This is a genomic window from Novosphingobium sp. AAP83 (genome assembly GCF_001295795.1).
Classification (GTDB): Bacteria; Pseudomonadota; Alphaproteobacteria; order Sphingomonadales; family Sphingomonadaceae; genus Novosphingobium.
This window is the reverse complement of record NZ_LJHY01000021.1, coordinates 47,484-62,225: the sequence shown is the minus strand read 5'-3', so window position 1 is coordinate 62,225 and position 14,742 is coordinate 47,484. Positions and strand designations below refer to the sequence as shown.

At 57.1% G+C, this 14,742-nt stretch carries 13 protein-coding genes; 2 read left to right on the top strand and 11 right to left on the bottom strand.

All coding sequences use genetic code 11. The features are described from left to right. Positions 1–45: 45 nt before the first annotated feature. The 11 genes from IP81_RS11650 to IP81_RS11600 form a co-directional block, all read right to left on the bottom strand. Entirely contained in the window at positions 46–285 is a 240-nt protein-coding gene (locus IP81_RS11650) for a hypothetical protein (protein WP_054108174.1), read from the bottom strand. Positions 286–297: 12 nt separating this feature from the next. Next, positions 298–2,946 carry a type VI secretion system ATPase TssH gene (gene tssH, locus IP81_RS11645; RefSeq protein WP_054108173.1) on the bottom strand — a complete coding sequence of 883 codons (2,649 nt, stop codon included), beginning with the start codon at positions 2,944–2,946 and terminating at the stop codon, positions 298–300. Continuing rightward, positions 2,943–4,058 carry a type VI secretion system baseplate subunit TssG gene (gene tssG / locus IP81_RS11640; protein ID WP_082356122.1) on the bottom strand — a complete coding sequence of 372 codons (1,116 nt, stop codon included), beginning with the start codon at positions 4,056–4,058 and terminating at the stop codon, positions 2,943–2,945. Before tssG ends, tssH begins: the two co-directional genes overlap by 4 nt. Continuing rightward, entirely contained in the window at positions 4,022–5,884 is a 1,863-nt protein-coding gene (gene tssF, locus IP81_RS11635) for a type VI secretion system baseplate subunit TssF (protein ID WP_054108172.1), read from the bottom strand. Before tssF ends, tssG begins: the two co-directional genes overlap by 37 nt. A gap of 4 nt (positions 5,885–5,888) precedes the next feature. Then, on the bottom strand, positions 5,889–6,431 hold the full coding sequence (gene tssE, locus IP81_RS11630; protein ID WP_054108171.1) for a type VI secretion system baseplate subunit TssE: 543 nt from the start codon (positions 6,429–6,431) through the stop codon (positions 5,889–5,891). Continuing rightward, positions 6,431–7,219, bottom strand: a complete 789-nt coding sequence (locus IP81_RS11625) for a type VI secretion system accessory protein TagJ (protein WP_054108170.1) — start codon at positions 7,217–7,219, stop codon at positions 6,431–6,433. The genes tssE and IP81_RS11625 overlap by 1 nt, the downstream gene beginning before the upstream one ends. A gap of 24 nt (positions 7,220–7,243) precedes the next feature. Continuing rightward, complete coding sequence (locus tag IP81_RS11620) at positions 7,244–7,723, bottom strand: type VI secretion system tube protein Hcp (protein WP_054108169.1); 480 nt, start codon at positions 7,721–7,723, stop codon at positions 7,244–7,246. A gap of 123 nt (positions 7,724–7,846) precedes the next feature. Then, the gene (gene tssC, locus IP81_RS11615) at positions 7,847–9,337 is read right to left on the bottom strand and encodes a type VI secretion system contractile sheath large subunit (RefSeq protein WP_054108168.1); all 1,491 of its coding nucleotides are present in this window, start codon (positions 9,335–9,337) and stop codon (positions 7,847–7,849) included. Between the two features lie 86 nt (positions 9,338–9,423). Beyond that, on the bottom strand, positions 9,424–9,936 hold the full coding sequence (gene tssB, locus IP81_RS11610; protein WP_054108167.1) for a type VI secretion system contractile sheath small subunit: 513 nt from the start codon (positions 9,934–9,936) through the stop codon (positions 9,424–9,426). A 105-nt stretch (positions 9,937–10,041) separates the two neighbouring features. Then, positions 10,042–11,118, bottom strand: coding sequence for an ImpA family type VI secretion system protein (locus tag IP81_RS11605; protein WP_054108166.1), 1,077 nt, complete (start codon positions 11,116–11,118; stop codon positions 10,042–10,044). A gap of 34 nt (positions 11,119–11,152) precedes the next feature. Beyond that, positions 11,153–11,809 (bottom strand): OmpA family protein, encoded by a 657-nt coding sequence (locus tag IP81_RS11600; RefSeq protein ID WP_197274611.1) that lies wholly within the window; start codon positions 11,807–11,809, stop codon positions 11,153–11,155. 330 nt (positions 11,810–12,139) lie between these two features. Here IP81_RS11600 and IP81_RS11595 point away from each other — a divergent pair, with 330 nt between their 5' ends. Together IP81_RS11595 and IP81_RS11590 are read left to right on the top strand one after the other, a co-directional pair. Then, positions 12,140–14,191, top strand: coding sequence for a type VI secretion system Vgr family protein (locus IP81_RS11595; RefSeq protein ID WP_082356120.1), 2,052 nt, complete (start codon positions 12,140–12,142; stop codon positions 14,189–14,191). Positions 14,192–14,199: 8 nt separating this feature from the next. After that, a complete protein-coding gene (locus IP81_RS11590) occupies positions 14,200–14,736 on the top strand; it encodes a hypothetical protein (RefSeq protein WP_054108163.1) in 537 nt (178 codons plus the stop codon). Positions 14,737–14,742: the final 6 nt, after the last annotated feature.

Genomic DNA, 14,742 nt, shown 5'->3' with positions numbered 1-14,742 from the left:
ACACGCAGAACCGCAAGATATTGCTGGAATTGAAAAACTTCCGAATCAGGGTCTAAAGTTGCCATCACTCATCTGCTTGTTTTTGATAAGCGTTTTGTATTTGCGAATAATGGCAGGGCATGTCATTTTTGACCACACGACACCTGCTGCCGCGCCGACAGGAGCGCCAACACCGCCAGCAGCACTGCCGACTACAAGCCCAGCGGCAACCCATCCACCAACACACACCGCATAAGCAGCGCTTGCTTTGTCCTCATTGGTCAAAACGCTGAAATCTTCGTCCATCACCAATCCCCCTCACCCAAATGCATAACCGAAACCATCGCCCTCTACGGTGACGTCAATCACCTTGACCTCTTCGCCGCTCATCTGCCGGTTCAGCAGTTCGATCGAGAGATCGGGCAGCATGGTGTTGGTCAAGATAGCATCGATCAGGCGGCCGCCGCTGGCGACTTCGTTGCAGCGTGACACGATCAGGTCGACCACGTCCTGACTGTAATTGAAGGTGATGCCGTGGCTTTCGGCGATGCGTTTTACGATACGGTTCAGCTGGATGCGCACGATGCCTTGGAGCATGGCGGGGCTGAGCGGATAGTAGGGTTGCACGATCAGGCGGCCAAGCAGCGCGGGCGGGAAGACCTTGAGCAATTCAGGGCGCAAGGCGGTGGCCAGTGCGTCGGGATCGGGCTTCATTTCCTCGTCCTCGCTCATCGATGTGATGAGATCGGTGCCGACGTTGCTGGTCAGCAGGATCAGGGTATTCTTGAAATCGATGTAGCGGCCTTCGGCATCGTTCATGAAGCCCTTGTCGAACACCTGGAAGAACATCTCATGGACATCGGGGTGCGCCTTTTCGACCTCATCAAGCAGCACCACCGAATAGGGCCGCCGCCGCACAGCCTCGGTCAACACGCCGCCTTGGCCAAAGCCGACATAGCCCGCAGGAGCACCCTTGAGCGTCGAGACGGTGTGCGCCTCCTGAAACTCGCTCATGTTGATCACGATCAGGCTGTCGTCGCCCGAGAACAGCAGTTCCGAAAGGACCATAGCGGTTTCGGTTTTGCCGACGCCCGATGGGCCGCACAGCATGAACACGCCCACGGGCTTGTTCGGATTATCAAGCTTTGCACGGCTCGTCTGGATGCGCTTGGCGATGGAATCCATCGCATGATCCTGCCCGATCACGCGCTTTTTCAGCTGATCGGCGATGGTCAGCACACTTTCGATCTCGTTCTTGACCATGCGGCCCATCGGGATGCCGGTCCAATCGCCCACCACGGCGGCGATGGCATCGGAATCCACCACGCCGAACACCATCGGCTCATCACCATGCGCCTCAGCCATGGCGGCAAGCGCAGTCTTCAACGCGACCTGCAAGGCATCCTCACCCTCAACCGCACCGTCACCCGCAGCCTTACGCGCTTCAGTCAGCGCATCGCGCGCAGCTACAACGCCGGTCAGCGCTTCCTTCTCGCGCTCCCACTTGGCGTTCACCTCTTCCAGCGCGGCTGTCGCCTCGGCAATAGCTTCGAGCAATTTGGGCAGGCGATCACCGCTGTTATACTGCCCTGCCGCTTCGCGTTCAACGATGCCGCGTTCCACCTCAAGCAATTCAAGGCGGCGTTTGCGGTCCTCCACCTGGGCAGGCGTCGCGTGCTGCGAAACCGCAACGCGCGCGCAGGCCGTATCCAGCAAGCTTACCGCCTTATCAGGCAATTGGCGTGCCGGAACATAGCGTTGCGAGAGCTTGACCGCCGCCTCGACCGCATCATCCAGCACGACGACATTGTGATGCTTCTCCATCATCGGCGCGACCGAGCGGATCATCGCGATGGCATTGTTCGTTTCAGGTTCGCCCACATCAACCGTCTGGAAACGCCGGGTCAGTGCGGGGTCTTTTTCAAAGTACTGACGGTATTCAGCGTAAGTGGTCGCCGCGATAGTGCGCAAATTGCCGCGCGCCAAAGCGGGTTTAAGCAAGTTGGCAGCATCGCCTGTGCCGGCTTGTCCGCCAGCGCCGATGAGCGTGTGGGCTTCATCGATGAACAGCACGATCGGGGTGGGGCTGGCCTCAACCTCGTCAATCACCTGGCGCAGGCGCTTTTCAAATTCACCCTTCATGCTGGCACCGGCCTGCATCAACCCTATATCGAGGCTGCGCAAAGTGACACCGCGCAGCGATGGCGGCACATCGCCATCAACGATGCGCTTGGCAAAACCCTCGACCACAGCCGTTTTGCCAACGCCCGCCTCACCCACAAGGATCGGATTGTTCTGGCGGCGACGCAGCAGCACATCAATGCACTGGCGGATTTCGCTATCGCGGCCCACGATGCGGTCAATCTTGCCGTCACGCGCTTGCTGCGTCAGGTCGACCGAGAACTTGGCCAGCGCTTCGCCATCGCCAACCGGACCTGCGCCCGCATCATCGCCACTTACACCACCGCCAAGATCAGCGCCTTGTGTGGTTTCATGGCTGGGGGCACAAATGCTCTCGAATTCCGCCGCGAGTTTCTCAACCTGCACCTTGCGGAATTCACCGCTCATGGAGAATAGCGCGTTCTTCAGCGTGGCGGTTTTCAGCATGCCGTATAGCAAGTGACCTGTGCGCACGCGACCAGCGCCGAATTGCAGCGAGGCATAAAGCCAGCCCTTTTCAATCGCCTCCTCAATCTGCGGCGAGAAATCGGAAATCGCCGTAGCCCCACGCGGCAGGGCATCGAGCGCGCTAACGATCTGTCGCGCAAGGTTTTCCTCGTCAAGGCCGAACGCGGTGCGGATCGCCGCGATATCGTTTTGCGGGTCCTGCAACAGCACGTGGACCCAATGCACCAGCTCAACATAGGGATTGCCGCGCATCTTGCAAAAGCCGGTGGCGGTTTCGATCCCCTTCAGAGCCGTTTGGTTAAGCCGCCCAAACAGGGCGCTGCGGCTGATTTCGGTCATCCTGCCGGTTTCCTTTTCCTGAGACTGGTTTTGCGTAAATGAGCGTCGGCCCGGATCAGGCCACTGGAAGGTACGAGCGCGCGCGCAGCCTCTGATCCTGTGGCGGAACCGGGCTGGCGGCGACGGCGGCGCGCAATGGCAGCAATGGCTGACCCGCGCGGCTTGACCCAACTGCTCCAACCCAATCGGGTGCGGCCATCAAGGCGAGCAGGCGGAGCATCATCATCGGCGATTTCGACGCATAGATCCCATTCCAGATGCGATGGCTTGAAAGCCTCTATCGCTTCAGCAGCCACGCCAAAGCGGGTGCCGCCAGGCATAAGCGAGAGGTAATCGGCATAGCTTGGTGCGCGCACGATCACGCGAAAAGCATCAGACGCACTATATATCTTGCCGCCCAGCACGGCGTCTTGGCCGAGCGTGGCAAAGCTGCGGCCTAATCTCGTGCGGTCTTCGCGTTCCAGTTCGCGCCAGCGCGGAACGAATTCAACGACGGCGGCAGGCTGGCGCAGCAAATGGCCCAACGCATCTTCGATTGCCACCGCGCTGCGAGGTCCGGCAAAAACAGCTGCATAATGCAAGCGCGCGCGCGCATGGAACCGGCTGTCAGGACCTGCCCCCTCACTCGCCCCTGATAAAGCACCAAGCCACTCGGCAAAGCGATCATCGCCGGGACGGTCAGCTTGCGCTGCGGGCTGGGATTCAGCCCATGCCCGATAGAACAACTGGAGCATCCGTCCCGAAATGGTGTTCAACCAATCCAGGAACGGCTGCTTTGTGGCATAGCGCCGCTCATAAACCGCAAACTCGGTCATATGGATCGGCATTGGCCCCATCGGCCCCAACAAGCCCAGCCATTCGCCCGAAAGCCGAGGTCGGCCATGGCGGAAATCCACTTTGGCAAGGGTCTGTGCAGAGAAGCCCATCGTCGGCTCTTGCACCAGATCGACAATCGAATCCGCAGTTTGCCGCGCTGTGCCAATGCGCGGCTTGTCCGCCGCTTGCGCCTCGACCCGGCGCAGCACGGCAAACAGCCCGCTGCGCTTCAGATCGACGGCCTGCGCCGACCAATCAATCAGATCGTGTGCTTGCGTCCGATTCTCGGCGGCCATGAGATGATTGTTCCTTCGCCCGGCGTTCGGACGATCGTTTCGGTAAAGCTGTTGACGGAAGTAAACTCGCTGAGAAACCTCTCAACGACGGCGGAAAAGAGAAACAGGCGGGCGTTTTCAAACGAGGCGTCATCGAGAGTGAGTGTGACCCGGCTGCCGCGCGCCACCGCCATCGCCCCGCGTCCCGGCACACGGCGCACCACAGCGCGCGAGCCGACTGAGATGATCCCGTCAATCTGCCGCCGCAGCGCCGCATCATCACGCGGGCCATAAAGTGCCAAGTGATCGCGCAGCATCGCCGGATCAGTGCCGTCCTCAGGCACAAGCGAGGCGTAGTTGGGCGTGAGGTGCGCGATGATCCGCCATGCCGCGTCGTCTAGCCCCAACGGCGCGCGCGGCTTGCTGGGATTGCGCAACACGCTGACCGAGCGCACGGGACCGCCCGGCGGGACGAAGTGTTCTGTCCCCCGAAACGTCAGCTTGAGCGGAAGTTCACGGTTGGTCACCAGCGCGCGAACCGCCAGTTCCTTGATATCGGCGATGCGTTCAGGATTGCCTGCCGCAGTCAATGACAGCCACGTTTCGGTGCCGGTGTAATCATCCCGCCGCAACCGGCGCTGTTCGCGCGTTGATAGGCGGCGCAGCTTCAGCCGTGGCACGAAGAACAGGGCGTCGCGCCAATCATAGAGCAATGCACCCAGTGCATAGAGCGGTGCCACCGCGCGCGGCTCGGTAGAATCGCGCATATGCGCTGCGATATCAAGGATGCGCCATACCTCGAAATCGAGCGGGCGCGTCCGGTCTGGCATCAAAAGGAATTCGTGATCGGCCGGGTTCATTTGCACGCGGCCGAGCTGCTTTTCGAACAGGTTGATTGCAGGCGTGGCAAACAGCCTGAAGTTTGCGGGCGACAGTGCGCCTGCGAGCGATGGTGCCGCGCGATTAAACAAAAGCACCACGTCAACAGCTTGGCCATCCGCATGGGCAAACGCCTGCTTCAAACCCTTCAGCACGGTAAAAAGGAAGCGCTCTGGACAGGCAAAGTATTCGGTCAGCAACCGATAACCACGGAAAGACCGCTCCTCTGCTGGAAGTAGCGCGTCTTCATTATCGAAACCCAATTGCGCGGGCAAAGGAAGCTGGGCTGGAACTGCCGAGGCCGATGCGGCCGATTTTGCCAGAACGGCGACAGTATCGCCAATCATCTGCCGGTATAGTTCGCCGGGAATTGTGCCGGAACCATCCAGATAAATGGGCAGGTCCTCAATCGCCAGCTTTTCCAGCGGGATGCTGCCCACCCCTTCAAAGCGCAGCCGCAAACCGGCTTCGGCCCGAACGCCAGTGTTTGCAGCGAAACTGGCCACTGCCGTGCGCGAACTGAGATATTCTGTTTCGGTTATTCGCAGCGGATAGAGCTTAACCGCGTGGCCAGTCCGGAAGGTGACAGGGCTACCACCTTGTTCGCTAGAGATGGCCACCAACTCGGATTTGCGCGCCACGTCATAGCCTTCGGCGAGCAGTGGGTCACCTTCCTTTGGCTCGAACCCGGCAATGCAGATCGATGGCACTGGCGCGAGATAGTGCGGCTGCACCGCCGCCAGCAAATGCTGCGTGAATTCGGGGTACTGGTCTGACAGTTTGAGTTGAACGCGGGCCGATAAATAGGCCACGCCTTCAAGCAAACGCTCAACATAAGGGTCGGGATCGTTGGGCGTTTTAAGGCCAAGCCGCGATGCGACAGTCTCATGTTCCTCACCGAATTCACGCGCGGATTGCCGCAAATACGTCAATTCATCGTTGTAGAAGCGGAGAAGGCGCGGGTCCATCGCGCTATTGCCGCACCGTTACCGCAGATGAATCCGCCTCAACATCGGTACGCAGCTTGATCGGCACTGCACGCACAGCAGAACGCACATCCGCTTCGATCACAAAGGTCAGCGAATTCTCGCGCTCAACGACGTCGGAAATCTCGACGGTGAGGGAGGATGGTTCAATGCGCGGCTCAAACGCCTGAATCGAGTCGCGGATTTCGCGCGCGCGGCGCAACACAGCACGGCTGGACAGCGATTTGCCTGCCAGATCGGGCACGCCGTAATTCAAAACACTGGTCTTGACTTGCGGAAACGGGTCAAGATCGATGCTGGCTTCAAGGTTGGTGGTGTTAAACAACCAACCCAGTTCACGTCGCACCGTGGCGCAAAGCGCTGCTTCATTAAAGCGCTCGAGGGAGGGTACGGTGAGGAAGCGTAGCGTTTCGCGCTTATCCTCAACCGCTTCGATCTCGCTGCCGCGCATCCCGCCGATTTCGTTACCAGCCACAAGCTTGTCGAACAGCGTGGGATTCAATACAGCCTGACGGGGCGGGCGCGCCATTAATCGAAGCTGATGCTGCGCAGGTCAAGCAGCCCGATATCGGTTCCATCAGAAAGGGACCAAACCCGCTGCCCCAAACCTGCCTGACCCCAAGGCTGATCGATCCAATCCGTTTCGCGCCCCAGGCGAATGGAATTGGACGAAGATGCGTGTGATCCTGGATAGCGTGCCGGCAGAAATGCGGCGATCGACTGACCCGAGCGCAAGGCGATCTGCACCGGAAACCACACAGTATCGCGCAAGTCTTGCGGTCCGTCCGACGTTATCGACTGCACCGCTTCGAACGGAATGAGCCCGTAGCGGCCCGCAACGATCGCCTCAAACGTAGGGCCAAATTGCATATCTGCATCGGCGATGAATTCGAAACGGTGACCGGCAACAGCACCCGGCGTGTCCGGTGCCTGCGAGAAAGCCTCGTCCCGTAAAGCGTCAGCCTCTTCAGTCTTGCCTTGCATTTGCAAAGTGACGGCGTGGGCAACGCCATCAACCCAGCCGCCCATGCCAACCAAAACGGGCATCGCCGCCTTGCCATCAAAGACATCGGCGCGGATATGTTCCGCGTCGATAGTCTGATTGTAGGTTACCAGAAGCATCTGCGCATTTTCGGCAACTTGTGCCAAAATTTCGAGTTGCTTGCGCGCCTTTGACCATTCACCGAGCACGCAAAACAATTGGAAAAGAAACATTCGAGCCTTGTCGTCGGCCGGACGCGCGCGGACGATGTCGACAAGCGCTGAGCGCGCTGCATCGACATCGCCACTGCGCAGCAGGGCGTCTGGATCAGCCATCTTGACGCCCCCCCGCCAGCCCGATCAGACTTTGACGTTACGCTTGATATTCCAGCCGAACTTGACGACTCCACCAAGCGTTCCGCCCTCACCCTGCTCTTTGTAATCAAACTTGATTTCTTCGAAGTTCAAGCTGAGCACTTCAGTGGGGTTGCCACCGTTGGCACCCGTGTTGACCACGCTCGAAACCAGAATGTTGGTGAGCGAGATCTTGTAGAACTCTTCCTGCTTGCCGCCTGCTTTGCGGACCGTCAGCACGCCGCTCTTGATATGCTGGCCGCTTGCGCAAGCCTGCATCAGAGCGGGCGTGGAGGAATCGGCGAATTTGTGTACGGTGATGTCTTGGAACGCAACCTTGCCGGCCCCGCCACCGCCGCCTGCAGACCAAGCACCGCCATTTTGAAGACCGAAAGTGAAGCTTTCGACGTCAATTTCACCCTTGTGGGCGTCGTCTTTGGATTCACCCTTGATGGTTTCAAGCTTAAGAAAAATATCTGGAGTCACAATCCGTCTCCTAATGAGTGCCTGTACTGGGTGCGATCCCGAATTGCTCGAAAACGCTGGGCCTGACTATCTATTCGATCAAAACATAAGCCCAGAAGTGTAGTCGTTCTGTGACAAATCGCACTAACCGTTTGAATTCGGCAATTTAGAAACCATACTTAAAGAAACATCCATTCCTTCAAGCTGATAGTGCGGAATAAACAAGAACTTACCCTTGTAGTAACCGGGATTTTCTTCGTCTGGAACAACTTCGATGCGAGCATCTTTAAGCGGCAGACGTGCTTTGGTTTCCTCGGTAGAGCTATCGGGTTGGCCGTCGATATAGTTGGCAATCCAACGCTGCAAATCTTCCTGGATCTGCCGTTCAGTGCGAGTCCCGCCAATCCAGTCGCGCACCATGCACTTCAGGTAATGGGCAAAGCGACAACTGGAGAAAATGTATGGCAAACGCGCTGAAAGATTGGCCGAGGCAGTTGCCGCAGGATCTTCGTAAGTCGCTGGATTATTGACTGTCTGCGCACCGATGAAGGTGGCTTGATCCGTGCCCTTGCGGTGGATCATGGCCATCAGACCAGCCTTTGAAAGCTCAGCTTCACGGCGATCGGAAATGGCGATTTCGGTGGGGCACTTCATGTCGACACCGCCATCGTCGGTCGGGAAAGTTGCCATCGGCAGGCCTTCGACCGTTCCGCCGCTTTCAACGCCACGAATGCGGCTACACCAACCCCACGTACTGAAAGCTTCGGTCACGCGAACGCCCATAGCATAGGCTGCATTGACCCAAAGATGCTTGTCATGGTCACCGCCGGTGTCCTCTTCGAAAGCGAACTCCTCGACCGGATCGGATTTTGCACCATAGACCGGACGCCCCAGGAAGCGAGGCATTGCCAGCGCGAGATAGCGGCTGTCAGGGCTATCGCGGAACGATCGCCAAGCTGCGTAATCGGTGGCATCAAATAGCTTTGAGAGATCGCGCGGATTGGAAAGTTCAGTCCAGCTTTGCATGCCCATAAGGCCTGGCGCAGCGCCAGTAATGAAAGGCGCATGAGCAGCGGCGCCAATCTTGGCAAGCCCCTTCATCACATCCAGATCAGGACCTGAATGATCAAAAGCATAATCGCAGACAAAGGCCCCATAAGGCTGGCCACCAAGCTGGCCAAATTCTGATTCGTAGACTTTCTTGAACAGCGGGCTTTGGTCCCAAGCAGCATCGCGATACTGCCGGAACATCTTGCGGCATTCATCCTTGCCTACGTTCAGCACACGGATCTTGAGGCTACTGCTCGTCGATGTGTTCATGACCATATAATTCAGGCCGCGCCACGCGCTTTCGAGGCCCTGAAAGTCGGCATGGTGGATGATCTGGTTAACTTGTTCGGTCAGCTTCCGATCAAGGGCCGCGCGCAACGCATCCATCGTGCTGAACACGTCATCGCCAATAACGCCCGCATCAGCCAATGCCTGCTGCGCCAAAGTGGAAACCGCCTGCTCAATCCGGTTCGCGCGCGAATCGTCGCTTGGCTTAAACTCTTTGCGCAAAAGCGCTGCAAAATCGCTTGGCGCAAATTCCGTTTCTGTAGCTGCGCCTGCGCCTTGTACTTGTTCCGTCGCCATTTCAAGCCATCCTGTGTGCCTGCCACGGCCAGAGGTCGTGGTCGGAAATTCAACTAAGCCAATCGCTGCCTCAACCGGCGGAGCGGTCAGGCTTCACCCTCGTTCGCCGGAGGCTTGCCCGCTGCGGACATGGCCTTCATCAGTGCGGGGTCCTTGAGCAATTGGTCGAGCAAGTCCTGCGCGCCATCTTTGCCGTCCATATAAAGCATCAGGTCGTTCAATTGCTCACGCGCCTCAAGCAATTGCGCAAGCGCAGGGACCGCCTTTGCAATGGCTCCAGGAGAAAAGTCGTCCATCGATTTGAAGGTGAGGTCTACCGCAAGCTTGCCTTCACCGGTCAGGGTATTGTCGACATTGAACGCAGCACGTGGCGCAATAGCGGCCATGCGCTGTTCAAAATTGTCCATGTCGAACTCAAGAAAATCGCGGTCTTTCAGTTCTTTCTTTTCGACCAGACTTTTGCCGGAAAGATCAGACATTACGCCCATGACGAATGGCAGTTCAACTTTCTGTTTTGAACCGAAAGTTTCGACCTCATATTCGATATGAACACGAGGCGCCCTGTTTTCCTTGATAAACCGCTGACCACTTTTTGCCATTTACGCCTCCATCACCGGTAAATTCGCCCCTTGAGGCCTGAGTCTTCTGCGGCTTTTCTGCACCCTATCCGGCCACGCCGTCGGTGCCCAAAATCACTATTTCCGCTACCATTCCGCTTGCGACGATGGGCCACTCCATGGCGCAGGTCCGGAATCTTCTTCAGCAACCGACGCGCGCCTTGATCGCAGCACCCGCGTTGCCTCCTCGACCCCGCCGGGGACCAGATCTTCCAGCACAGTCATGAAATCGAGCCCGATCCATTCGCGCGCCCGCTGAAGCAGGAACGGCACTGGGCTACCCGGCTCTATCGCCCTATAATATGTGCAAATCGCATCAATCGCGCGCACCACATCCTCGCGATTGCGAATGGCACCCGAGAAGGCCGCCGCTGCTGACGCAACTGCGAACTGCGAAACATCGCCTGAAGCAGCCTCGTCAGCGTTATCAGGGACGGCAGCGTCCGGATTTTCGGCATCCGCATCACTTGGGAAAACGGCCGATAAAGCCTTGCGATAACCATCAAGTTTTTCGTGCGTCGATTTGAAGTTGGTTGCCGTGTCACCCTCTGCGTTGGCAGTAAGCACGGCATCAACACGGCGGAACGATTGACGCAGAGCGTCAAAACGCTCAACAATTGCGGTAATCTGTTCGGCGTCCAAAACACCGATGGCGGCACGAAATGCCCCATAGCCCTCAGCCGAAGCCCCCTTTTCGGCAAAACGCTCTATATCGCTGAATGTAAAACGCCCGAAACGAGCGTGTTCGATCAGTGGAACTTTGCCCAGCGGTCCCAGAAAATCGCCAATGCGGGTGAGAGATTCACACGGTGCCTTGCGGCCAATGAAGCCATATTCATCAAGTTGCGGATGAACATCGGCCCAACGTTCTTCCAACAATTGGGCCAGCCATTGCGCAGCATCCACCAACAAATCAAACCGCCGCGAAAGCGCGGCCGATCTGATCAAATAGACTGGCAGCCCGATATCGCGGGTTTTGGCAGCTAGCTCCAGAATTTGGGTATTTACCTTACCCCAATCGATATCCGACTCACCACCATCATCGCTGATCGGGCGTTCAAACTTTCCGTCAATATCGACGCGCAGATTATCGTAGGAAAGATCTGGGCCAGATGGCGCCTCTTCCGAAAGAGGCGCAACCAGCGCAGTGATATCAAGCGTCATGCCATTTGGCCCTGATCTTCACCCAATCTTATGCTTAGTCGACCTTCACGATCTCGACACGGCGGTTTGCCGCAGCTTTGGCGCCAAGGCCCGGCAGGGGCTTATCAAAACCATAGCCCTCGGGCTGAAGGCGCGAACGGTCAACTCCGGAGCTGACGAGAAAATCGACCAAAGCATCGGCACGGCGCTTGGACAATTCAAGGTTGTACTCACGTCCGCCAACCGCGTCGGTGTGCCCGCCAACAACAAAGCGCGTGCCCGCAGCAGCTACTTGCTTGATAGCACTAGCCAAGCGTTGCGCCTGGGCGCGACTGCTTGGCAAAATCGAGGCAGAGCCTGACGCAAAGTTGATCGGCAGCGTTGTCTGGCCTGGCCGTGCGGACGAAGCGACTGTCGAAGACACGGGGACATAGGAGGGACGCTTACCGGCAGCCACCGGTGCACGCTTTTTCGGCGCAGCATATTCAACAGCCACCCCTGCTGCAGGTTTCGCGGCCTTTTTGGCGCGAATAAAACCGAACTCGCGCGTCGCCCCCTTTTCGGCAGTCGCAAGCTCCTGATTGAAGGCTTCACAGTCGTTCATCAACTCGCAAACGATTTGGCTCGCCGACTTTTCAGAAACAGGCCCAGCTTGAGCGAATGCCACTACCGGGGCTGCGAACAGAGCGCCCGAAAGGATCAACTTGAACATCATATTATACCTTTAGTTAGCAGGTTAATGCCCAAACCGGAATCTTCCGGGACTGCACTTCCAATTTCTTCAGATTATAAACTGATCGTTTACTTACAAGTGATCGCTTTTTACCGCAAACATTTTCTTTAAGTCATTCAATTGACCGACAATATGTCAAGAATCAGTGCCGCTTTGGCACAATCTATAGATATAACCCGAAAACCCCTCAAAAAAACTACGGAAACATCTTGATCGGCTTCATAGAGTCTTCATAACAATCTGATGCTTTGAGTGCGGTGATATCTGTCACAGACATGATCACCAACAAAAAGCAAATAGTTCGCGCAGGTGCGGCGCTTTTTGCCGGGACCGCCAAGTAGGGGAACTGATTTGGCCGATAGCCTAACGCGGCAAACCGCCCTTGCCCTTAGGCTAGGGAGCGGCACCGAACAACTTAAGCTTGTGCGACTCGACGCCTTTGAGGCGCTGAGCCAGCACTTTGCAATTACGCTTGAGGTTCTATCTCTCGATGAAATAGAACTTTTGCCCAACTTGGGAAAGACAGCAGCCATCGAAAGCAAGCTTGATGGAAAAGTACTTCGCCATTTCCACGGCATTGTCGTCGATGCTGAATATGTTGAAGAAATTAACGGGGCAGGTTTTGTGTATCGCCTCGTATTGGCTCCAGCAGCACAATTGCACGATCAGGGTTGCAATTACCGGATATTCCAGAACAAATCTGTCATTGATATCATCAAGTCGGTTCTGTCGGAATGCAGCATCGCTTTTGAGGTGAAGGCGTCCAGCGGGACGCGGCAACTGGCCTATTGCGTGCAGTATGGCGAGAGCGATTTTGATTTCGTTTCGCGGCTCATGGAAGAAGAGGGGCTGTACTACCATTACAGCCACACATCTTCGGCCCATACGATGGTGATTTGCGACAGGCCGGGCTGCCATGCGCCTCTGCCTGCTGGACCGATTACCTACAACCCCTTGTCTGATTCTACGGCGCTGGTCGATTCGACGGTTCGCGGCGCAAGCAGCGGCATTTTCATCCAATCATGGCATGAGCGTGCCACGACTGGCGGCGAAGCGCGCGTTACGATGCGCGATTATGATTTCAAGCAACCTACCCGCCCTCGCCAAGCCGAAGCGACCGAGCGCAGCGCGCATCCGCTCGACGAGATCGAGGTTTATAACTGGCCGGGCCGTTATTATCAGGAACCTGCCGGACAAACGCTGAGCACCGTCGTGCTGGAAAGCCGCCGTGCGCAGCGTTTGCGCTATGATGGCACCACCACATATGCCGGGATAGAAACCGGATATCAGATGCAGGTAAAAAGCCATCCGATTGATCGCTTCAACCGGAGCTACCTGATCATCCGGTGCCGGACGACATTGGCCACCGAGCAGCACCGGTCGGGCGGCGGCGGCGGGCAAACTTTCGTCGAGATCACAACGGTACCCCACGATGTGGCATTCCGCGCGCCCATCGTCACCCCGCGCCCTTCAGCACGTGGCCCCGAAACGGCGGTGGTGACAGGGCCGGCGGGCGAAGAAATCCATGTCGATGAATTTGGCCGGATCAAGGTGCAGTTCCATTGGGACCGCGAAGGCAAGCTGGATGATAAATCCAGCTGCTGGATCCGTGTTTCGCAAACCGGGGGCCTTGGCAATATCGTCATCCCCCGGATCGGACACGAGGTCCTGGTTGATTTCATCAACGGCAACCCGGACCGGCCAATCATCGTTGGCCGCGTATTCAACGCAAGCCACATGCCGGTTTACAAGCTGCCGGAACACAAAACAAAGGCGCTTTGGCGCACCAAAACCTATAAGCGGACCACCGGCGATTCACTGCCCGAAACAGAAGCGCTTGATACCAAAGCACCCGGAGCCAACGAGCTGCGCTTTGACGACGCAACCGGCAAAGAAGAATTCTTCATGCATGCCGAACGCGATATGAACACGCGCGTTCGGCACAATGAAACGCATAAAGTGGGCCGCGATGTGGAAATCAGCGTGGGCAAAAACCGCAAGGAACGCGTTGGCAAAAACGAGGAAATCCTAATCGAGGCCAATCGCAAGGAAGACGTGAAGGGCACCGAAACAATCACGGTGAACAAAGACCGCAAGGTTGATATCAAATCCAACGATACGCTGAACGTGACCAAAAATATTAAGGTCACCTCGGGCGATACGATCGAAATCACTGCTGCAAAAAAGATCACGCTGAAATGCGGCGGAAGTACAATTACGATTGATCCCACATCGATCAAAATCGCCACGACCCAGCTTAAAATGGAAGCTTCGGCCAAAGCACAGCTGAAAGCGGCCATGACGAATGTTGAGGCATCGGGAATTCTTGTTGCCAAGGGCAGCCTTGTCAAAATCAATTGAGGCGGACGATGGACAACTGGAAGCTCTCCACATGGACCGACGCCGCCCAACTCGCGGCCTACGTCAATCCGCGCAATGTACCCGAGGCAGCGCGGGGCGTTTCGCCAGAAGCATGGTTTGCGCAGTTGCGCCAAGAGGGCGAAATGGTCGATGCTGTAAACTTCATTGCCCATGCCATGCCACGTTATGAATGTGTGGTGTGGGCCGTGCGCGCACTGATTGAAATGGGGATCGCACGCACCGACCCCGCCATGGTTGCCGCGCTGCGCTGGATTGATAACCCCTCAGACGGATTGCGCCGCGCAGCCGCCGAACTGGGTGACAGCCTTGACGATGAATCCGCGCAGTCGCTGATTTGCCAGACCATTTTTCTGTCTGGTGGTTCTATCTCCGAAGAAGATTTGCCGCCCATCCAGCCCCCGCCAGATACTTGCGCCAAATTGGCGGCCGCCGCCGTACTAACCGCTGCGTTTGCACTGGAAGAGCCTGACAATGCTATCATCACAGGACTTGCCTTGGGTGAAACGGTCCTTGCTGGTGCTTAAATCTGG

What these genes read in the sequence shown, in the direction of transcription:
- IP81_RS11650 (WP_054108174.1), bottom strand. Translation starts at nt 285, where the DNA reads ATGGACGAAGATTTCAGCGTTTTGACCAATGAGGACAAAGCAAGCGCT.
- tssC (WP_054108168.1), bottom strand. Translation starts at nt 9,337, where the DNA reads ATGGCGACGGAACAAGTACAAGGCGCAGGCGCAGCTACAGAAACGGAA.
- tssB (WP_054108167.1), bottom strand. Translation starts at nt 9,936, where the DNA reads ATGGCAAAAAGTGGTCAGCGGTTTATCAAGGAAAACAGGGCGCCTCGT.
- tssF (WP_054108172.1), bottom strand. Translation starts at nt 5,884, where the DNA reads ATGGACCCGCGCCTTCTCCGCTTCTACAACGATGAATTGACGTATTTG.
- IP81_RS11605 (WP_054108166.1), bottom strand. Translation starts at nt 11,118, where the DNA reads ATGACGCTTGATATCACTGCGCTGGTTGCGCCTCTTTCGGAAGAGGCG.
- IP81_RS11590 (WP_054108163.1), top strand. Translation starts at nt 14,200, where the DNA reads ATGGACAACTGGAAGCTCTCCACATGGACCGACGCCGCCCAACTCGCG.
- IP81_RS11625 (WP_054108170.1), bottom strand. Translation starts at nt 7,219, where the DNA reads ATGGCTGATCCAGACGCCCTGCTGCGCAGTGGCGATGTCGATGCAGCG.
- tssG (WP_082356122.1), bottom strand. Translation starts at nt 4,058, where the DNA reads ATGGCCGCCGAGAATCGGACGCAAGCACACGATCTGATTGATTGGTCG.
- tssH (WP_054108173.1), bottom strand. Translation starts at nt 2,946, where the DNA reads ATGACCGAAATCAGCCGCAGCGCCCTGTTTGGGCGGCTTAACCAAACG.
- IP81_RS11600 (WP_197274611.1), bottom strand. Translation starts at nt 11,809, where the DNA reads ATGTTCAAGTTGATCCTTTCGGGCGCTCTGTTCGCAGCCCCGGTAGTG.
- tssE (WP_054108171.1), bottom strand. Translation starts at nt 6,431, where the DNA reads ATGGCGCGCCCGCCCCGTCAGGCTGTATTGAATCCCACGCTGTTCGAC.